The organism is Fictibacillus barbaricus, assembly GCF_014635025.1.
Taxonomy (GTDB): domain Bacteria; phylum Bacillota; class Bacilli; order Bacillales; family Fictibacillaceae; genus Fictibacillus; species Fictibacillus barbaricus.
In genome coordinates this window covers 1-19,858 of record NZ_BMCE01000007.1, presented here as the reverse complement: position 1 = coordinate 19,858, position 19,858 = coordinate 1, and the positions used below count along the sequence as shown (strand labels likewise).

19 protein-coding genes are annotated in these 19,858 nt (G+C 41.7%); all 19 read left to right on the top strand.

The features are described 5' to 3' along the window. The first annotated feature begins 3 nt into the window (after window positions 1–3). Entirely contained in the window at window positions 4–2,499 is a 2,496-nt protein-coding gene (gene spoIIE / locus IEV52_RS21000) for a stage II sporulation protein E (protein ID WP_188404516.1), read from the top strand. A 147-nt stretch (window positions 2,500–2,646) separates the two neighbouring features. Continuing rightward, on the top strand, window positions 2,647–3,399 hold the full coding sequence (locus tag IEV52_RS20995; RefSeq protein WP_229754404.1) for a vWA domain-containing protein: 753 nt from the start codon (window positions 2,647–2,649) through the stop codon (window positions 3,397–3,399). Next, window positions 3,362–4,336 (top strand): serine/threonine protein kinase, encoded by a 975-nt coding sequence (locus IEV52_RS20990; protein ID WP_188404514.1) that lies wholly within the window; start codon window positions 3,362–3,364, stop codon window positions 4,334–4,336. Before IEV52_RS20995 ends, IEV52_RS20990 begins: the two co-directional genes overlap by 38 nt. Before the next feature lie 70 nt (window positions 4,337–4,406). Continuing rightward, a complete protein-coding gene (gene tilS, locus IEV52_RS20985; RefSeq protein WP_188404513.1) occupies window positions 4,407–5,804 on the top strand; it encodes a tRNA lysidine(34) synthetase TilS in 1,398 nt (465 codons plus the stop codon). A gap of 14 nt (window positions 5,805–5,818) precedes the next feature. Beyond that, window positions 5,819–6,364 (top strand): hypoxanthine phosphoribosyltransferase, encoded by a 546-nt coding sequence (gene hpt / locus IEV52_RS20980; RefSeq protein ID WP_188404512.1) that lies wholly within the window; start codon window positions 5,819–5,821, stop codon window positions 6,362–6,364. 42 nt (window positions 6,365–6,406) lie between these two features. After that, window positions 6,407–8,314, top strand: coding sequence for an ATP-dependent zinc metalloprotease FtsH (ftsH, locus tag IEV52_RS20975; protein ID WP_188404511.1), 1,908 nt, complete (start codon window positions 6,407–6,409; stop codon window positions 8,312–8,314). A 222-nt stretch (window positions 8,315–8,536) separates the two neighbouring features. After that, a complete protein-coding gene (locus tag IEV52_RS20970) occupies window positions 8,537–9,307 on the top strand; it encodes a type III pantothenate kinase (protein ID WP_188404510.1) in 771 nt (256 codons plus the stop codon). Window positions 9,308–9,319: 12 nt separating this feature from the next. Then, a complete protein-coding gene (gene hslO, locus IEV52_RS20965; RefSeq protein WP_188404509.1) occupies window positions 9,320–10,204 on the top strand; it encodes an Hsp33 family molecular chaperone HslO in 885 nt (294 codons plus the stop codon). Between the two features lie 158 nt (window positions 10,205–10,362). After that, window positions 10,363–11,289: a cysteine synthase A gene (gene cysK, locus IEV52_RS20960; protein ID WP_188404508.1), complete on the top strand. Its 927-nt coding sequence runs from the start codon at window positions 10,363–10,365 to the stop codon at window positions 11,287–11,289. Window positions 11,290–11,563: 274 nt separating this feature from the next. Continuing rightward, window positions 11,564–12,985 carry an anthranilate synthase component I family protein gene (locus IEV52_RS20955; RefSeq protein WP_188404551.1) on the top strand — a complete coding sequence of 474 codons (1,422 nt, stop codon included), beginning with the start codon at window positions 11,564–11,566 and terminating at the stop codon, window positions 12,983–12,985. 28 nt (window positions 12,986–13,013) lie between these two features. Then, the gene (gene pabA / locus IEV52_RS20950; RefSeq protein WP_188404507.1) at window positions 13,014–13,610 is read left to right on the top strand and encodes an aminodeoxychorismate/anthranilate synthase component II; all 597 of its coding nucleotides are present in this window, start codon (window positions 13,014–13,016) and stop codon (window positions 13,608–13,610) included. Then, window positions 13,595–14,461, top strand: coding sequence for an aminodeoxychorismate lyase (gene pabC, locus IEV52_RS20945; RefSeq protein WP_188404506.1), 867 nt, complete (start codon window positions 13,595–13,597; stop codon window positions 14,459–14,461). The genes pabA and pabC overlap by 16 nt, the downstream gene beginning before the upstream one ends. A 16-nt stretch (window positions 14,462–14,477) precedes the next feature. After that, window positions 14,478–15,323 (top strand): dihydropteroate synthase, encoded by an 846-nt coding sequence (folP, locus tag IEV52_RS20940; RefSeq protein WP_188404550.1) that lies wholly within the window; start codon window positions 14,478–14,480, stop codon window positions 15,321–15,323. After that, a complete protein-coding gene (folB, locus tag IEV52_RS20935) occupies window positions 15,316–15,678 on the top strand; it encodes a dihydroneopterin aldolase (protein WP_188404505.1) in 363 nt (120 codons plus the stop codon). The genes folP and folB overlap by 8 nt, the downstream gene beginning before the upstream one ends. Beyond that, on the top strand, window positions 15,679–16,212 hold the full coding sequence (gene folK, locus IEV52_RS20930; protein ID WP_188404504.1) for a 2-amino-4-hydroxy-6-hydroxymethyldihydropteridine diphosphokinase: 534 nt from the start codon (window positions 15,679–15,681) through the stop codon (window positions 16,210–16,212). Beyond that, on the top strand, window positions 16,164–16,361 hold the full coding sequence (locus IEV52_RS20925; RefSeq protein WP_188404503.1) for a helix-turn-helix domain-containing protein: 198 nt from the start codon (window positions 16,164–16,166) through the stop codon (window positions 16,359–16,361). Before folK ends, IEV52_RS20925 begins: the two co-directional genes overlap by 49 nt. 41 nt (window positions 16,362–16,402) lie before the next feature. Then, complete coding sequence (gene dusB / locus IEV52_RS20920; protein ID WP_188404502.1) at window positions 16,403–17,395, top strand: tRNA dihydrouridine synthase DusB; 993 nt, start codon at window positions 16,403–16,405, stop codon at window positions 17,393–17,395. 109 nt (window positions 17,396–17,504) lie between these two features. After that, window positions 17,505–17,918: a GreA/GreB family elongation factor gene (locus IEV52_RS20915; protein ID WP_188404501.1), complete on the top strand. Its 414-nt coding sequence runs from the start codon at window positions 17,505–17,507 to the stop codon at window positions 17,916–17,918. 16 nt (window positions 17,919–17,934) lie between these two features. Further along, window positions 17,935–19,428, top strand: coding sequence for a lysine--tRNA ligase (gene lysS / locus IEV52_RS20910; protein ID WP_188404500.1), 1,494 nt, complete (start codon window positions 17,935–17,937; stop codon window positions 19,426–19,428). The last annotated feature ends 430 nt before the right edge of the window (window positions 19,429–19,858 follow it).

The following is a 19,858-nucleotide window of genomic DNA, read 5'->3' as shown; positions in this document are numbered from 1 at the left end:
GGGATGTGGCAGAAGGTTGAACAAGAAGTACTCGAACCGATCAGAGGAATGGTGTGGGTAGAAAGAGGACAGCAAGCGGTTTATAAAACGAGTAAGAGATGGCTTCAGCTTTTGAACCAGAGCATTTTTAATTGGAGAATGCTGTTGTTTGGAATTGGCTTTTTGTTAGGACGAGCTATGATTTTAGCTGAGATGTCTCCATTTGCTTTACCCTTTGCAGCCAGTGTTTTTGTTTTGCGAAAAGAGCGGACAGGCATTGCCGTATTTGCTGTAGTGGCCGGTGCTATGACACTTCAGCCTATAAATGCCTTGTTCTTTCTAAGTGCATTGCTGATTTATGCATGTCTCCAAAAAGGAACGGACCTTTTCATAAAGAATCGCATACAAAGCCTGCCGCTATTAGTATTCGGGTCCTCCTTAATTACACGAACATTATTTTCAATGTTTGGTGAAGGAGGATTAGAACGGGTTGATACGATGCTCGCACTTGTTGAAGGAGGCTTAAGCCTTGTACTAGCTTTAATATTTTTGCAAAGTATTCCGCTTTTAACAAATAAAAAGATACCTCAGTCACTGAAGAATGAAGAAATTGTTTGTTTAATGATTCTTCTAGCATCTGTTATGACAGGAACGATTGGATGGCAAATTAATGATGTATCGGTTGAACACGTCGTTTCCCGGTATTTAGTATTGCTGTTTGCGTTCGTAGGAGGCGCTGCGATTGGTTCCACGGTTGGAGTGGTAACAGGCCTTATCCTTAGTCTCGCACAAGTGGCGAGCCTTTCTCAGATGAGCTTGCTCGCATTCTCAGGCTTACTCGGGGGCCTTTTAAAAGAAGGCAAGCGATTAGGCGTAAGCTTAGGTCTGGTCATCGGTACAGTACTGATCGGTCTGTATGGCGAAGGGCGGAATGAAATTACTTCTACCTTAATGGAGTCCGGCTTTGCGATCCTGTTATTCTTGTTGACGCCAAAAACAGCGATCAGCAACATCTCAAAGTATGTACCTGGAACAAGAGAGCATTCTATGCAGCAGCAGCAATACTTAAAGAAGATTCGTGATGTGACGGCAAGCCGTGTTGAAAGGTTCTCGAGTCTATTCCAAGCTCTATCACATTCGTTTCAATCGGTTGGCTCTACGTTAAACGAAGAGGAGAGCACACGTGAAGTCGATCTGTTCTTGAGCAACATCACAGAAAAAACGTGTCAGACTTGTTTCAAAAAGGAACAATGCTGGGCTCAGAACTTTACGACCACCTATGACCTGATGACAAAACTGATGGTGGAGCAGGAAGATTATAGTGATATAAAGGATAGAAAGTTAAAGCGAGATTGGGAAAAACACTGCATCAAGCCTCAAAAGATTACGGACTTAATGAAACAAGAACTATCACAATACAGAGCCTCTCAAAAATTAAAGATCCAGGTACAAGAGAGCCGCCGGTTGGTGGCAGATCAGCTGATGGGTGTTTCGCAAGTAATGGGTAACTTTGCAAAAGAGATTCAGCGTGAACAAGAAAATCATCAAATTCAAGAGGAGCAGATCAAAGATTCGCTTTCTCAAGCAGGCATTGATGTCGGTCATGTAGATATCTACAGTCTAGAAGCATCTAATGTAGATATTGAGATGACGATACCGTTTTGCGGCGGTTCGGGGATCGCTGAGAAACTGATCGCACCGATCCTATCAGATATTTTAGAGGAGACCATTATCGTCACACATGAAGAATGTGCAAACTATGCGACTGGATACTGTCATCTATCGTTTCATTCAGCGCGGGAATATGTGGTTGAAACCGGGATTGCATCAGCAGCTAAAGGAGGGGCTTGGCTTTCTGGAGACAGCCATTCGACGATTGAAATTGGTGCAGGTAAATTTGCTGTTGCTATTGCCGATGGCATGGGTAACGGAGAAAGAGCCTTTTTAGAAAGTAATGAGACACTTCAGCTTCTTCAAAAGATACTTCAATCGGGAATTGAAGAGGAAGTAGCCATTAAATCAGTCAATTCAGTGTTATCACTGCGCACGACAGATGAGATCTTCTCAACGCTGGATCTTGCGATGATTGATCTGCAGGACGCATCAGCCAAATTTTTAAAAATTGGTTCTACACCAAGCTTCATTAAACGCGGTGATCAAGTGAAGACGGTAGAAGCGAGCAACCTTCCGATGGGGATCATCCAAGATTTTGATGTGGATGTTGTCGATGAACAGTTAAAAGCAGGAGACATCTTAATTATGATGAGTGACGGAATCTATGAAGCGCCTCGTCATATTGAAAACATTGATGCGTGGCTGAAGCGCAAGATCAGAGAGATCGATACAGATGATCCTCAAGAAATTGCAGATCTGATCATGGAGGAAGTGATTCGTTCTGGAAACAATGGAATCGAGGACGACATGACAGTTGCGGTAACTAAGATTGAAAAAAATATTCCGAAGTGGGCGACAGTGCCGCATTACCCGAAGGTAAACCTTAACCGTAAAAAAGCTCAATAGATTATGAGAATAAGAGGCATCTCTCTTTCAAAGAGGAAGAGGAAGCCTCTTTTCTGTTTGTAAGGAGTCACTTTTAAGCGTATAAACTCTAGTAATCTTGACAAAGATGGTAATAGTTTAAAATCGTATTCGAGAGGGGCTAGAGTGATGCGAACCAAAGGAACGCTGCGTCAGATCTTACTAATAACGGATGGGTGTTCGAACCAAGGTGAAGACCCGGTAGCAATGGCTGCGCTTGCTAATGAACAAGGTATCGCTGTCAATGTTATTGGTGTATTAAATGAAAACGCACCTGAGTACCATAGACAAGGATTGAAAGAAGTAGAAGAGATCGCCATGGCTGGTGGTGGAATCAGCCAAGTCGTTTATACGAAGCATTTGGCACAAACCGTTAAGATGGTAACACAAAAAGCAATGGCACAAACGATAAAAGGAGTCGTTAACGCTGAGTTGCAGCAAATATTAGGAAGTAAGTCTACGATGGAAGACCTTCCTCCTGATAAAAGAGGAGAAGTTATTGAAGTCGTAGATGAAATGGGAGAAACAATGAATCTAGAAATTCTGGTTCTTATCGATGCTTCAGGTTCAATGGAAGACAAGATGCTTACGGTTCAAGAATCCCTGCTTGACCTATCGATCTCGTTGAATTCCAGAATCGGTGATAATGAGTTTTCGATTTTTGCCTTCCCAGGAAAAAAGACAGAAGCAGAAGAATTATTAAGCTGGTCATCCAAGCTTGATTCTATCGGTAAAATCTTCTCTAAACTCACACTTGGCGGAATCACGCCAACAGGACCTGCTATAAAAGAAGGAATTGCCGCTTTTAGCCGAAAACGTTCTTCAAAAAGGAGATTCTTGGCCGATGATGCCCCAGGATATACGAACGAGTCCAGTATGTAACCTAGCTGTCGGAGAAGAAATACGCGGAAAGTGGAGTCATTACAGGTATCGCATTCGCCGTCGACTAGGCTATGGCGCAACAGGAGCTGTCTATCTAGCTGATTCTGACCACGGGGTGGTTGCGCTGAAGATCGGACATGACCAGATGTCGATCACATCTGAGGTGAACGTGCTGAAGCGTTTTTCTAAGGTCCAGGGAAAAGTCCTTGGGCCTTCTTTAATCGATGTGGATGACTGGCTGACGCGAAACGGAACATATCCATTCTATGTGATGGAATATTTAAAAGGAGAAACACTTTTTGATTTTATGAAAACAAGATCTCCAGAGTGGGCTGGCATCTTGCTCGTTCAGCTTTTGACAGATCTGCACACACTCCACCAGGCTGGCTGGGCTTTCGGTGACTTAAAACCTGATAATCTGCTTGTTACAGGACCTCCTTTTCGAATCAGATGGATAGATGTTGGAGGTACTACTATAATGGATAGATCCATCAAGGAATATACCGAATTCTATGACCGGGGATACTGGGGAAAAGGCACTCGAAAAGCAGAACCCTCATATGACCTGTTCTCAGCGGGAATGGTGATGGTCAACTTGGCGTACCCTTCACGATTCACTAAAGCAAGCGACCCGGATAAACAGATGCAGGCAAAAATAGCGGGCAGTCCTATGCTGAAACCATATGCTTCAATATTGGAAAAAGCATGGAACGGAAAATATCGAAATGCAGAAGAAATGAGAAATGAACTGGTTCTCTTATTAAATGCAAAAGAAAAAGGGAAAACACCACTAAAAAAAAGCCGCACAGCCATACAAAAACCTGCAACTAGACAAGCCCAGAAGAAAAAACAAAGCAGTTTTTTAACAGAAACATTACTAGTGTTTACCTTCGTCTTTATTGTGTACTTGTTTTACATGCTGGGTCAGACGATGTAATTGGTGTTCGTTCCTGCAATTCTTTGTTATGATTTTAAGAGGAAATCCCACGTGAAGGAGCGGTTTAGGATTGCAGGATGCAGAGAACTTTATTAGAAGACACCAGCTTCTTTCGACTGTAAGAACGGCAGTGATAGGCGTTTCAGGTGGACCGGATTCACTTGCCCTATTGCACTTCTTATGGAAAAGGTCTTCTCTTTATAACATCAGTATAATCGCGGCTTCGTTTGATCATCAGCTCAGAGGTGATGAATCTGCTCGTGAGCTTGCCTTCGTACAAAGATTTTGCGAGGAACGAGCTATTACATTTGAAGGTGGTCAGGGAGATGTTGCAAGCTTCCAAAAGAAACATCACTTATCGCTGCAGACTGCTGCCAGAAGCTGCAGATATGCCTTTTTTGAAAAAGTTATGAAAAAATATAACGCTGACGCACTTGCGCTCGCCCACCATGGGGATGACCAAGTGGAAACGATGCTGATGAGGATGACGAGAGGCAGCGAAGGGTTCAGCTCAGCTGGGATACCCGTAAGACGTCCTTTTGCAGGCGGAGAAATTATTCGCCCCTTTTTAGGAATAACAAAAGACCAAATCGAGCATTATTGTAAAGTAGAAAAACTATTTCCTGTATATGATCCTAGCAATGAAAGTGAAAAATATGTCCGAAACCGGTTCAGAAAAAATATATTGCCTTTTTTAAAACAGGAAAATCCCAACGTGCATGAAAGATTTCAGTATTTAAGTGAAACTATTTCGGAAGATGAAGCGTATATATTGGAACTGGCTAAAATAGAGTTAGAAAAGGTTTTAATCAGGCAAACAGAGGGGAAAATAGAGTTATCTGTATCCGCTTTTAACAAGATGCCTATTCCTTTACAAAAAAGAGGGATTACACTAATATTGAACTATCTGTATAAATTAAATCCTTCATCTCTTTCCTCTGTACATAAGGAAAACTTTCTTGGTTTGCTCGGAAGTGAGCATCCATCCGGGTCTTTGCATTTTCCGTCAGGTCTTGTTGTCAGCCGAACTTATGACAGATGTTTATTAAGTTTTGAGCCGATCAAACGCGAAGAAGAATCGGGTTTTGATTACTCATTAGAGCTGCCTGGCCATGTTGAATTGCCGAATGGACTGCTGACTGCTGAAATAACAGATCGTGAGCCGGCTTTACTAAGAGGAAAAGATGTTTTTGTGTTTTCAATGAATGATGTAAGTCTCCCTTTACGAGTTCGAAGCCGCAGACCAGGTGACCGGATGGCGATTGCCGGCGTTGGTTCTCGGAAATTAAAAGATATATTTATTGATGCTAAAGTGCCACAGGAAGAACGGAAAGTTTGGCCGGTTGTTGTTGATGCAAACGGAAATATCATTTGGCTTCCCGGACTGAAACACAAAAGACGCCACACAATAAATCATTCTGAACATTGGGTAATCTTACACTTTCAAAAAAATCGCCATGACGTCTAGGAGGCTTGTTGAACATGCATGATGAAATTTTAGAAACACTTATATCCGAAGAAGCTATTCAAAACAAGATCAAAGAACTTGGAAAAGAGCTATCTGAGGAATATAAGGAAAGTTTTCCATTAGTAATTGGGGTTTTAAAAGGTGCTCTTCCTTTTATGGCTGACCTGATTAAACGTATGGATATCCATCTCGAGATCGACTTAATGGCAGTGTCCAGCTATGGTGCATCTACCGTTTCTTCCGGTCAAGTGAAAATTGTTAAAGATTTAGATACTTCCTTAGAAGGTCGAGACGTAATCATTGTAGAAGATATTATTGACAGTGGTTTAACGCTTAGCTACCTGGTTCAACTGTTTAAGGCGCGCAAAGCGAAATCGGTTAAGATTGTAACTTTGCTAGATAAGCCAACAGGACGAAAGATTGATATTACTCCGGATCTTGCCGGTTTTATCGTTCCTGATGCTTTTGTTGTCGGCTACGGATTGGATTATATCGAGAAGTACCGTAACTTGCCTTATATCGGTGTATTAAAGCCAGAGATTTACGAAAAGAAAGAATAAAAAACCGCATAAGATTTGATTGTTCGCCTAAGGAGGTAAGGAATGAATCGCATCTTCCGTAATACTATATTTTATTTATTAATCTTTTTAGTTGTTGTTGGAGTTGTCAGCTTTTTTAATGGCAACAACAATGAAGTAAAAGAAATTCGTTATGACCAACTGACAAAGTACATTGAATCAGGCAAAGTAGAAAGCATCGTTTACCAGCCTGAGGGCGGCGTATATGTTGTTCGCGGCCAGCTTGAGGGAGCTAAAGAAGGAGAAGTATTCCAAACAAACGCTCCGTTAACTGGCAATACTCTCGCTGAGATTGAACAGCTTGCTGATACTGCGAATGTAGAATTTAAACAGCAGGAGCAGACGAGTGGCTGGGTGACATTCTTTACATCAATTATTCCGTTTGTCATTATCTTTATCTTATTCTTCTTCTTACTTAACCAGGCACAAGGCGGCGGCAGCCGAGTTATGAACTTTGGTAAGAGTAAAGCAAAACTTTACAACGAAGAAAAGAAAAAGGTTACGTTTAAAGATGTAGCCGGAGCCGATGAAGAGAAACAAGAATTAGTTGAAGTGGTTGAGTTCTTGAAAGACCCGCGCAAGTTCTCTGCATTAGGTGCTCGTATTCCGAAGGGTGTGCTTTTAGTAGGACCTCCGGGTACTGGTAAAACGCTTCTTGCACGTGCTGTTGCAGGAGAAGCTGGCGTACCGTTCTTCTCGATTTCAGGTTCTGATTTCGTTGAGATGTTTGTTGGTGTCGGTGCATCCCGTGTACGTGACTTGTTTGAAAATGCTAAGAAAAACGCTCCTTGTATCATTTTTATCGATGAAATCGATGCAGTTGGACGTCAGCGTGGTGCTGGACTTGGCGGAGGCCATGACGAGCGTGAGCAAACGCTTAACCAATTGCTAGTTGAAATGGATGGTTTCGGTGCAAACGAAGGGATCATCATCATTGCTGCTACGAACCGTGCCGATATTCTAGACCCTGCCCTTCTTCGTCCGGGACGTTTTGACCGTCAGATTCCGGTTAACCGTCCAGATGTTAAAGGACGTGAGGAAGTTCTGCAAGTACATGCGCGCAACAAGCCGCTTGCAGAGGATGTTAATTTAAAGACAATCGCGATGCGTACACCAGGATTTTCTGGAGCGGATCTTGAGAACTTACTAAATGAAGCCGCCCTTGTAGCTGCTCGTACAAACAAGAAAAAGATCGATATGGATGATATTGATGAGGCCATTGATCGTGTTATCGCAGGACCTGCTAAAAAGAGCCGTGTTATTTCTGAAAAAGAAAAGAACATCGTCGCTTACCATGAAGCTGGTCACACAGTTATCGGCTTAGTTCTTGAAGGAGCAGATACGGTTCATAAAGTTACGGTGGTTCCTCGTGGTCAAGCTGGTGGTTATACTGTAATGCTGCCTAAAGAAGACCGCTACTTCATGACAAAACCTGAACTTGAAGATAAGATCGTTGGACTTCTTGGAGGACGTGTTGCCGAAGAGATTACGTTCAATGAAGTAAGTACAGGTGCACATAACGACTTCCAGCGTGCGACAGGCATTGCTCGCCGCATGGTTACAGAATTCGGTATGAGTGAACGCCTAGGACCGATGCAGTTCGGTTCTTCCCAAGGCGGTCAAGTCTTCCTAGGAAGAGACTTTAACAATGAGCAAAACTACAGTGACGCGATCGCGCATGAAATTGATCTAGAAGTTCAGCGTATCATTAAAGAATCTTATGAGCGCTGCCGTCAGATTCTGACTGAACATAACTCTAAGCTAGAGATAATCGCACAAACATTGCTTACTGTAGAAACACTAGATGAAGAACAAATCAAGGAACTCGTTAAGACAGGCCAGCTGCCTGACAAAAAGACGATTTCAAAACCATCTGATGATGTTAAGGTTACACTTAACAAGAAGGATGAAGAAAAACCAAAACAAGATTAATTTCGAAAGGATGCCTCAGATCTTGAGGTATCCTTTTTCTTTTTAGCTCAGATAATCTTTCCCGTTTGTTAAAAATTTCTTTGTGTATCCTGGAGTGGAAATCAACCACTTCTAGTAGCAACTTTACGAAAATAGCCTTAATAAAGCTGGGTTGCTTTACTCCTATTTTTTTTATGTTATAACTAATATAGAAACTTAAGATAAGAAGCGGGGACAAATTCCATGATTTTTGTGTTTGATGTCGGAAATACGAATATTGTTTTAGGGCTCTATGAAAATGATGAATTAAAACATCATTGGAGGATTCATACATCACGTGAAAAAACAGAAGACGAGTATGGTATGCTCATACTCGATTTGTTCCGTCATGTTAATATTCATAAAGAGCAAATCGAAGGGATCATTATTTCCTCAGTAGTTCCACCGATCATGTTCGCTCTAGAGCGTATGTGTTTTAAATACTTTAACCAGCGGCCGTTAGTCGTAGGGCCTGGAATAAAGACTGGATTGAATATCAAGTATGAGAACCCTAGAGAAGTAGGGGCAGACCGCATTGTTAACGCAGTTGCAGCGATTCATGAATATGACTCGCCGCTTATTATCGTTGATTTTGGTACGGCTACTACGTACTGTTATATCAATGAAAACAAACAATATATGGGTGGGGCAATTGCACCTGGAATCAATATCTCTACAGAAGCTCTTTATACGAAGGCTGCTAAACTTCCGCGGATCGAGATTGCCAAGCCAGAGGGCGTAATCGGTAAGAATACAGTTAACGCTATGCAAGCAGGCATTCTTTATGGATATGTTGGACAAGTAGAGGGTATCGTAAAAAGAATGAAGGAACAAACTTCTATCGAGCCAAAAGTTATCGCAACTGGCGGTCTTGCGAATCTGATTGCAGCTGAAAGCAGCGTGATCGATCACGTCGATCCATTTTTGACATTAAAAGGTCTCTTGCTTATTTACGATAAAAATAAGAACGGCTAAAGGGTGAGTACGATGAATGATTATTTAATAAAAGCCCTGGCATTTGACGGGCAAATCCGTGCTTATGCGATCTCATCAACAGAGATGGTTAGTGAAGCACAAAGAAGACATGATACATGGCCAACAGCATCTGCTGCATTAGGAAGAGCTATGACAGCATCCACTATGATGGGTATGATGCTTAAAGGTGAAGACAATAAGATAACAGTTAAAATTGAAGGCGGCGGGCCAATCGGCGTCATCATCGTTGACAGCAACACAAAAGGCGAGACCAGAGGTTATGTAACAAACCCGCATACACACTTTGAACTAAACAGCAAAGGTAAACTGGATGTCGCAAGAGCCGTTGGGAAAGATGGCTTCATATCGGTGTTAAAAGACATTGGTATGCGTGAGAAGTTTACCGGCCAAGTGCCAATGGTTTCAGGAGAGCTTGGTGAAGATTTCACATACTATTTTGCTTCTTCAGAACAAGTTCCCTCTGCGGTTGGTGTTGGAGTATTAGTAAACCCTGATAATTCGATTAAAGCTTCTGGCGGCTTTATTGTTCAGGTCATGCCAAATGCGTCAGACAGCATTGTTGATCTTTTAGAAGAAAGAATTAACGCGATTCCGCCTATCTCTCGGTTGATCGAAAAGGGAATGACACCAGAGGAAATCTTATTTGAGCTTTTAGGAGAAGATCAGGTTCAGATACTAGAGAAATCCCCTGTGCGTTTTCAATGCACATGTTCACACGAAAGGTTCGGACAAGCGATTGTCAGTTTAGGCGAGCAAGAGATAAGAGATATTATAGAAGAAGACGGTCAAGCTGAAACGAACTGTCAATTCTGTAATGCCACTTATATCTTTTCAAAAGAAGAACTTGAAAACCTGCTGGAACAAGCAAAAGCGTAAACCCGGAATTTTTTCCGGGTTTTGTTTTATACATGAAAATAAAACCTTCTGCGTACCATGGTAATAGAAAACGCATATATGCAATTAAATTGACAGATGATTTCCAGAGTTGCTACAATAAATCCAATAAAAATACTCGGTTTTAGGAGTGATGGCAAATGGCAAGAGTGGCACAATCAATTACAGAACTGATTGGTCAGACCCCTGTTGTAAAATTGAACCGAATTACAACAGAAGATATGGCAGACGTATATCTGAAATTAGAGTTCATGAACCCTGGAAGCAGTGTAAAAGACCGTATCGCACTAGCGATGATTGAAGATGCAGAAAAGAGCGGAAAATTAAAAGCGGAAGATACGATCGTTGAGCCGACAAGCGGAAACACAGGTATTGGATTGGCGATGGTAGCAGCTGCAAAAGGGTATAAAACCATACTTGTAATGCCTGAAACCATGAGTTTAGAACGAAGAAACCTCCTAAGAGCTTATGGAGCGGAACTGATCTTGACTCCTGGACCAGAAGGAATGGGCGGAGCCATCAGAAAAGCAGAAGAGTTAGCAAAGGAAAATGGTTATTTTATGCCTCAGCAATTTAAGAACGAAGCAAACCCTGCTATTCACAGAGATACAACAGGACAAGAGATTGTGTCACAATTCCCAGACGGTCTAGATGCTTTTGTGTCTGGAATCGGTACAGGCGGAACCATTACGGGTGCAGGAGAAGTTTTAAAAGAAAAATTTCCGGATATTCAAATCTATGCGGTCGAACCAACTGATTCACCCGTCTTGTCAGGTGGTAAACCAGGACCTCACAAGATTCAAGGAATCGGCGCGGGCTTTGTACCGGACATCTTAAAGACGGATATCTATGACGAAGTGTTAACCATCACAAATGACGAAGCTTTTGAATGGGCAAGAAGAGCGGCACGTGAAGAAGGTCTTTTAGGCGGGATTTCTTCAGGTGCTGCGATTTCAGCTGCTTTAAAAGTAGCGAAGAAACTTGGCAAAGGCAAAAAAGTTCTAGCAATTATTCCAAGTAACGGTGAAAGATACTTAAGTACACCGTTGTACCAATTTGAAGACTAACCTTTTAGAGCTCCCTTATGGGGGCTTTTTTCATTAGGGTTTTCATTCAGATGTGTTAGCAATCCTTGGATAAAAAGGTAGTTGAAGCGAGTATCCTGGAGCGGCAATTCAGCCACTCCTTTTTTGTTAAAAAGCAACAGCGAAGTTTAACAGTCCTCATTTAAGTGGAGACAAAACTCATGAAAATGCAGGAAATTGGGAGAAAGGTGTGCCAAAGTGAAACACCTCATGTACAATGTAAACAGAAGATTTTTGGGAGAGTGACCATATGGGGATGAATAAAAAATGGCATGTCATGCATTCGTGTTTACCGCTATCTAAAGATGAGTGGTTTTATAAATATAAATCATTAGCTGCAACAGAGCCCCGCCATATTTTATTAGAGAGCGGAAGAACAGGCAGGTACAGCATTATTGGGTTATCCCCTTTTGCTGAAGTCTCAGGAAAAGATGATGTTTTAACGATTAAAACAGAGGAAGGCTCTGCTGTTATAAAAGGATCGGTGTACGAACAATTTCAAAACTGGTTTAAAGATTTTCAAATTGAACAGATAGAGGGATTGCCGGACTTCACTGGGGGGGCAATCGGATATCTTAGCTATGACCTTACACGTGAATTTGAAAAGCTTCCAACTACATCAGAAGATGACCTCGGTTTGCCGGACTTATATTTCTTATTGTTTAAAGATGTTTTTGTTTACGATCATGAGACAAGCACGCTTTGGTTGATTGTGCTTGGAGAAGAGAAGAACACACCTTATTGTTTAGACAAGCTTCGTGCATTTAAGGAGATGTGGGAAGCACCGTTATCTAAAGAAGATGCTTCTGAAGATGAACAGAGCTACCCTGTTGAGGATTTCAAACATGTCTCTATGACAGAAGAGGTATTTGTAGATGCAGTTAAAAAAATCCAAGATTATATTTCTGACGGTGACGTATTCCAAGTAAACTTGTCTGTTCGTCAATCAAAAGCTTTACGAACAACTCCTTTTAACGTATACGAAGAACTGAGAAGAATTAACCCTTCTCCTTATATGGGATATTTAGAGACACCTGACTTTCAGCTCGTTAGCGCTTCACCTGAACTTTTAGTGAAGAAAAAAGGTGATGTGATCTCTACTCGTCCTATAGCAGGTACACGTCCACGCGGGAGAACGGAGGAAGAAGATCTAGAGCTTGCTAACACGTTGATTGAAAATGAGAAAGAACGTGCCGAACACGTTATGCTCGTAGATTTAGAGCGAAATGATCTTGGTAAGGTTTCCGTCTATGGAAGTGTAAAAGTGGACGAATTCATGGTTATTGAAAGGTATTCACATGTGATGCACATTGTTTCCAATGTGATCGGAACATTAAGACCTGAGTGTGATGCGTTTGATTGTATCAAAGCGACTTTCCCAGGCGGTACAATCACTGGAGCTCCAAAGGTGAGAACGATGGAGATCATTGAGGAGCTCGAGCCTGTACGAAGAGGTGTTTATACAGGCAGCATCGGCTGGATCGGTTTTAATGGGGACACAGAAATGAATATCGCAATTCGCACGATGGTATGTCAAAATGAAACTGCACACGTTCAAGCGGGTGCTGGTATTGTGATTGACTCCATACCAGAAAGTGAATACAAAGAGAGTCTAAAAAAAGCAGAGGCGCTGTGGCGAGCCAAAGAGCAGAGCGAGCTCGGGTCAATTTTGGTCTAACACAGCACATGAGAGGAGAAGAGACGAGATGATTTTAATGATTGATAACTATGATTCTTTTACGTATAACCTCGTTCAATATCTAGGGGAGATGGGCGAGGAACTAGTCGTAAAACGAAACGATGAGATAACGATACAAGAAATAGAGCAATTGAACCCGGATTTCTTAATGATTTCCCCGGGACCGTGCTCACCAAATGAAGCGGGAATCAGTTTAGAAGCGATTCAATATTTTGCTGGGAAAATTCCGATTTTCGGTGTTTGCTTGGGCCACCAGTCGATTGCGCAAGTATTTGGAGGAGATGTTGTACGAGCAGAACGATTGATGCACGGCAAAGTGTCACCTGTCCTCCACGACGGAAAGACTGTTTACGCGGGACTAGCTCAAGAGTTTCCGGCAACACGCTATCATTCTTTAATAGTAAAAAGGGAAACGCTGCCTGAGTGTTTTGAGATTTCTTCTTGGACGAAAGAAGGAGAGATCATGGGAATCCGTCATAAAGAGCTCCCGATCGAGGGTGTTCAATATCATCCGGAATCCATTTTAACGGAAGACGGAAAGAAACTCTTACGAAACTTTATCGATTTTTATAAGGGCAAAAACGCATCATGTACATCTATTTAAATGGAAAAGTCGTATCAAAGGAGGAAGCTGTTATCTCACCGTATGACCACGGATTTATGTATGGTGTGGGTGCCTTTGAAACGTTTAGAACGTACGACGGCTTTCCGTTTTTGATCGACGAACATCTTTACCGATTGCATGAAGCTTTACATGAACTGAATATTCGTCTGGAACTTGATTCAGATAAAGTTATTAAAATGGTCCAAACCCTCTTAAGCAGGAACGAGATGAGTGATGCGTACTTTCGATTAAATGTATCGGGTGGAGCTGGAGATATTGGTCTTCAAACCGAAACCTACGAAGAACCAACAGTTATTCTATATACAAAACCTCTTGTACAAACAGATACTGTTTCAGAAAAAGAGCTGATCCTGCTAAAGACCGTCCGAAACACGCCAGAGGGTGAAAAACGGTTAAAGTCGCATCATTACTTAAACAGCATCCTTGGTAAAAGAGAGCTTTCAGATGTGAACCAGGAAGGTGTTTTTCTAACAAAAGAAGGGTACATCAGTGAAGGTACAGTCTCAAATTTGTTTTGGGTTAAGCAAAACCAGGTGTTCACTCCTGGAACTTCTACAGGAATTTTAGAGGGAATCACTAGAAAATGGGTTATGAATGTGTCAGAATCCTTGAACATTCCTCTAAAAACAGGGAATTATAAAATAGAAGAATTAGTTCAAGCTGATGAAGTCTTTCTCACTAACTCGATCCAAGAACTCGTACCGGTAAAGCGGTTTGAACATAAAGTATTTCCTGGGGCCGAAGGTGAAGTTTTTCAGTCGTATCTTTCACTTTATAAGGCCCATACGAAAGAAAAACGCCGAACGATTGATGTTTTTTTGAAAGGGTAGATAAGCCATGCATGAAATGTTAATGAAACAGCCTAAGCTTACATGTGGTGAATATGTATTGGATTTCTCAAAAAAGACATTTGTTATGGGAATTCTTAATGTAACACCTGACTCGTTTTCAGATGGCGGTCATCACAACCGGATTGAGCAAGCCGTCTCCCATGCGAAACAAATGGTGAGAGATGGTGCTGATATTATCGATATCGGCGGTGAATCCACGAGACCTGGAGCTGAAAAAGTATCGTTAGAAAACGAGCTGGAGCGTGTAATTCCAGTAATAGAGGCTTTGAAGAATGAAGTAGATGTTCCTTTATCTATCGACACGTACAAAGCAGAAACCGCGTATCAAGCTGTTAAAGCTGGAGCTCATATCATCAATGACGTATGGGGAGCAAAATACGACCCAGATATGCCGAGCGTGATGGCAGAAACGAATGTGCCCGTTATCTTGATGCATAACCGGTTTGATACAAACTATCAAGAGTTTATGCCTGATGTTATCGCTGATCTAAACCATAGCATCGCGATTACAGTAAAAGCGGGAGTGAATCCTTACAATATCATTTTGGATCCGGGTGTTGGTTTTGTGAAGACTTTCAAGCAGAACCTAGAAGCGATAAGAAGACTTAATGAAATCGTGGATATGGGCTATCCTGTTTTATTAGGTACTTCACGAAAATCAATGATCGGAAAAGCTCTTGATCTTCCCGTAGAAGAACGGGTTGAAGGTACGGGTGCGACAGTCTGCCTTGGTATTGAAAGAGGCTGCTCTATTGTGCGTGTTCACGATGTGAAGGAAATTAGCAGAATGGCAAAGATGATGGATATTATGCTCGAAAAAGGAGCAGTTTCCCATGGATAAAATATTTGTAAACAACATGAGATTTTACGGTTATCACGGTGTGTTTGGAGAGGAGCAAAAACTAGGGCAGCGTTTTAACGTTGACGCAGTTTTGTCGATGGACCTCTCAAAAGCGGGGCTTACAGATGACCTCGAACAAACGGTTCATTATGGCGAAGTCTATAACGCCGTAAAGGAAATAGTGGAAGGCGAACCAGTAAAGTTATTAGAAACATTAGCTGAAACGATCTCTGCTTCACTACTTGGAAGGTTTACTCTTATAGATGAAGTAACAATAAAGGTCATAAAACCAGATCCCCCCATTCCAGGTCATTACGATTCGGTAGCGGTTGAGATCACAAGAGGGCGCGCATAGATGGCAGGAGATCATATCGCTTATTTATCAGTTGGCTCGAACATGGGTAACAGAGAGGAATTGCTGCAAAAAGCAATCTCCCTCTTAGGAGAGTATCCTGAGATTTTAATTGAGTCCGTTTCATCCATCTATGAAACAGACCCCGTTGGCTTTACTGATCAGCCTGTGTTTTTAAATTTAGCCCTAAAGCTCAAAACTACACTCTCTCCACATGAACTTTTGAGTAAAATGCAAGAGATAGAGACGAAACTAGACCGAAAAAGGCTTCAAAAATGGGGACCTCGAACAATAGACCTTGACATTTTATTGTATAATAGTGTAAGTATACAGACGGAAGTGTTAACTATTCCACATCCACGTATGCTTGAAAGGGCGTTTGTTCTCATACCTCTAAGTGAAATCGCTCCTGATGATGTTTATCCGGAGAAATCGATTTCGTTGCATCATGTCCTTTGCGAACAAAGAGATAAAGAAGGTGTACGCATATGGAAGAAGACCGACTGGGAAGACGCATCCGTGCGTTCAGAAAGTTAAAAGGCTATACGCAAGAACAGCTCGCTAAAGATATCGGGATCTCCGTGTCCGTTCTTGGTGAGGTAGAAAGAGGCAGCCGAAAGCCCAAAATCGATTTGCTTCACAAAATAGCGAATCAATTCAGTATTAACGTTGAAGAGTTACAGTAAGACGATAGATATAGTACAACAGATGAAAAGAGGTGAAACGGATGTTGAAAATCGGTGATATTACAATGAAGAACCCAGTAGTTCTAGCACCTATGGCTGGTGTTTGCAACCCTGCATTCCGTCTGATCGCGAAAGAATTCGGAGCTGGACTTGTATGTGCAGAGATGGTTAGTGACAAAGGAATTCTTTATGAGAATGAAAAATCTTTAAAGATGCTTTATGTTGATGAACGCGAAAAACCACTTAGTCTGCAGATCTTTGGCGGAGAACGTGAATCTCTCGTAGCAGCAGCTAAATACGTTGATAAACATACAAACGCTGATATTATTGATATAAACATGGGATGTCCGGTTCCAAAGATCACAAAATGTGACGCAGGAGCTAAGTGGCTTTTAGATCCAGACAAGATCTACGAGATGGTAGCAGCAACGGTTGACGCTGTTCAAAAACCGGTTACTGTTAAAATGCGTATCGGATGGGATGAAGACCATGTCTATGCGGTTAAGAATGCACAAGCAGTTGAACGTGCAGGCGGAGCGGCAGTAGCCGTTCACGGGCGTACGCGTGTTCAAATGTATGAAGGAACAGCAGACTGGGACATCATTGGAGAAGTAAAGAAAAATGTATCGATTCCGGTAATCGGTAATGGAGACATTTCTACTCCACAGGAAGCGAAAGACCGCCTTGATAAATATGGAGTGGACGGTGTTATGATCGGAAGAGCGGCTCTGGGTAACCCTTGGATGCTTTACCGTACTGTACAATATCTTCAAAACGGAGAGATTGCTCCAGAACCAACTGCTCGCGAGAAGATGAACATCTGCATACTTCACATGGATCGTTTAATCGAGCTAAAAGGTGAAGATGTTGCGGTTCGTGAAATGAGAAAGCACGCAGCATGGTACCTGAAAGGCTTGCCAAAAACGGGCTCTGTCCGTAATGAGATCAACCAGATGACAACTCGTGATGATATGAGTAAGCTGTTATTTGGTTACGTTGATCAACTAGAAGATTTACAGCAAAAAATTAGCTAATGATAGTGAAATACAGCCAGATCATCAGATGACTGGCTGTTGTTTGCTTAAAAACAACATATTCAGCATCCGGTGTTTTCCTTATTTAAAAATTGAGGAGGAATAGCTTATGGCTATGCTTAAACTCACACAAGAAGGCACCAGGAATCTAGAAAAAGAACTTCAATACCTAACAAAACGCAAAAAGGAATTCAGGCATTCTCCGGAAAAAGAATTCATACAGTCACGGATGGCCGAGATAGAGGATATATTATCTCAGTCCAGTACTTGGCCGATTGTAAGGGAACCAGGATATTTTGTAGAACCAGGCTCTGCCATTACAATAGAGGAAACGGTTTATAAAGAAAGGTATACGTATACGCTCGTTCACCCATTCGAAGCGGATCCTCGGGAAAATATGATTTCTATTGAATCTCCTATTGCAAAAGCTGCACTAGGAAAAGCCGTTTATTCAACGTTTAGTGTTCGTGTTCCTTTAGGCGATAACTTAACTTATACCATAATTGATATTCAAAACTGCTAAAGCTAGGAGTGTTCCCATGAGTCAAGAAGTAGAATTAAATGATTTGCTGCGTGTACGAAGAGAGAAGTTAGCTGCTCTAACAGAAAAGGGACTAGACCCATTTGGTACTAAATTCAACCGTACACACACAGCGGCCGATTTGGTTTCTCAATACGGTGAAAAGGAAAAAGAAGACCTGGATAGCGAAGAGATCGAAGCAACCCTTGCTGGTCGTATAATGACAAAGCGCGGAAAAGGGAAAGCGGGATTCGCTCATATTCAAGACCTTACAGGTAAAATTCAAATCTACGTTCGATTAGATGCTGTTGGTGAAGAGCAATATGAACTATTCAATACGATCGATATCGGTGACTGGGTAGGTGTAACGGGATTAGTCTTCAAAACAAAAGTAGGAGAACTTTCTATTAAAGCGAAGGACTTCCAGCTTCTTACGAAATCTCTGCGACCACTTCCTGATAAGTTCCATGGTTTAAAAGATGTGGAACAGCGTTACCGTCAGCGTTATGTAGATCTGATCATGAATCCGGAAGTTAAAGATACTTTTATTTCTCGTTCTAAGATCATTCGTTCTATGCGCCGCTATTTAGATGATCACGGTTATTTAGAAGTAGAAACACCTACAATGCATTCTATTCCAGGTGGAGCATCGGCTCGTCCGTTTATTACGCATCACAATGCACTTGATATGGAGCTTTATATGCGTATTGCAATCGAGCTTCACTTAAAGCGCCTTATCGTAGGGGGACTTGAAAAGGTTTATGAAATTGGACGCGTATTCCGTAATGAAGGTGTTTCTACCCGTCATAATCCTGAATTTACAATGATCGAGCTGTATGAAGCATATGCAGATTACTTAGATATCATGGAACTGACTGAAAACCTGATCGCTCATATTGCAGAAGATGTCCTTGGAACAACAACTGTAACGTATGGTGACTATGAAGTAGATCTTAAGCCTCGTTGGAAGAGAGTTCATATGGTCGATGCGATTAAGGAAGCCGTTGGCGTAGACTTCTGGACAGAAATGACAGACGAAGAAGCACGCGAATTAGCTAAAAAGCATAATGTTCCTGTAAAAGAAAACATGTCTTATGGCCATGTTGTAAATGAATTCTTTGAGCACTTTGTTGAAGAGAAGCTGATTCAACCTACATTCGTGTACGGCCACCCAGTTGCAATCTCTCCTCTAGCGAAGAAGAACCCTAAAGATCCACGGTTTACGGATCGTTTTGAATTATTTATCGTAGGCCGTGAGCATGCAAATGCTTTTTCTGAGCTTAACGATCCAATCGACCAACGCGAACGTTTTGAAGAACAACTAAAAGAGCGCGCGGAAGGTAATGACGAAGCACATATGATGGATGAAGACTTTGTAGAGGCTCTTGAATATGGTATGCCTCCTACCGGCGGACTAGGAATCGGAATTGATCGCCTAGTTATGCTTTTAACAAACTCACCTTCTATCCGTGATGTACTGTTATTCCCTCAAATGCGTCACTCTGAAAAATAATGAATCATTAAAAACCAGCCTTGTGCTGGTTTTTTTGTTCTATTAGGAGATAAACCTTGTCAATGTGCTTGAAACGGCCTTATTGAAATGTGGTTTATTAGAGGAAGCTGCAGTAATATCATTTCACTATATCTTGTGCAGAGCATGTCTTGAAGCAAGCTTATTTGGTATAATGCACGATCACTATATGATGACAAAAATAAAAGTAATCTTTTTTTCAAAAAAACTATTGTACAAGAGCGAAAATGGTGGTATATTATTCTTCGTCGCAAGGAAATACTAACTTGTTGAAAGCTTCACTTAAACGATTAAAAGTTTTTGAAAAAAGCTGTTGACAATGAGGGCTGCGACATGGTAATCTAATAAAGTCGCCAAAACGAGCGACGCACGAAATAAGCAACAAAAAAGTTCTTTGAAAACTGAACAAAAG

Bases quoted from the DNA above. Each gene is read 5' to 3' on its own strand.
- spoIIE (WP_188404516.1), top strand. From the start codon at position 4: ATGTGGCAGAAGGTTGAACAAGAAGTACTCGAACCGATCAGAGGAATG.
- IEV52_RS20995 (WP_229754404.1), top strand. From the start codon at position 2,647: ATGCGAACCAAAGGAACGCTGCGTCAGATCTTACTAATAACGGATGGG.
- IEV52_RS20990 (WP_188404514.1), top strand. From the start codon at position 3,362: ATGATGCCCCAGGATATACGAACGAGTCCAGTATGTAACCTAGCTGTC.
- hpt (WP_188404512.1), top strand. From the start codon at position 5,819: ATGCATGATGAAATTTTAGAAACACTTATATCCGAAGAAGCTATTCAA.
- ftsH (WP_188404511.1), top strand. From the start codon at position 6,407: ATGAATCGCATCTTCCGTAATACTATATTTTATTTATTAATCTTTTTA.
- IEV52_RS20970 (WP_188404510.1), top strand. From the start codon at position 8,537: ATGATTTTTGTGTTTGATGTCGGAAATACGAATATTGTTTTAGGGCTC.
- hslO (WP_188404509.1), top strand. From the start codon at position 9,320: ATGAATGATTATTTAATAAAAGCCCTGGCATTTGACGGGCAAATCCGT.
- cysK (WP_188404508.1), top strand. From the start codon at position 10,363: ATGGCAAGAGTGGCACAATCAATTACAGAACTGATTGGTCAGACCCCT.
- IEV52_RS20955 (WP_188404551.1), top strand. From the start codon at position 11,564: ATGAATAAAAAATGGCATGTCATGCATTCGTGTTTACCGCTATCTAAA.
- pabA (WP_188404507.1), top strand. From the start codon at position 13,014: ATGATTTTAATGATTGATAACTATGATTCTTTTACGTATAACCTCGTT.
- pabC (WP_188404506.1), top strand. From the start codon at position 13,595: ATGTACATCTATTTAAATGGAAAAGTCGTATCAAAGGAGGAAGCTGTT.
- folP (WP_188404550.1), top strand. From the start codon at position 14,478: ATGTTAATGAAACAGCCTAAGCTTACATGTGGTGAATATGTATTGGAT.
- folB (WP_188404505.1), top strand. From the start codon at position 15,316: ATGGATAAAATATTTGTAAACAACATGAGATTTTACGGTTATCACGGT.
- folK (WP_188404504.1), top strand. From the start codon at position 15,679: ATGGCAGGAGATCATATCGCTTATTTATCAGTTGGCTCGAACATGGGT.
- IEV52_RS20925 (WP_188404503.1), top strand. From the start codon at position 16,164: ATGGAAGAAGACCGACTGGGAAGACGCATCCGTGCGTTCAGAAAGTTA.
- dusB (WP_188404502.1), top strand. From the start codon at position 16,403: ATGTTGAAAATCGGTGATATTACAATGAAGAACCCAGTAGTTCTAGCA.
- IEV52_RS20915 (WP_188404501.1), top strand. From the start codon at position 17,505: ATGGCTATGCTTAAACTCACACAAGAAGGCACCAGGAATCTAGAAAAA.
- lysS (WP_188404500.1), top strand. From the start codon at position 17,935: ATGAGTCAAGAAGTAGAATTAAATGATTTGCTGCGTGTACGAAGAGAG.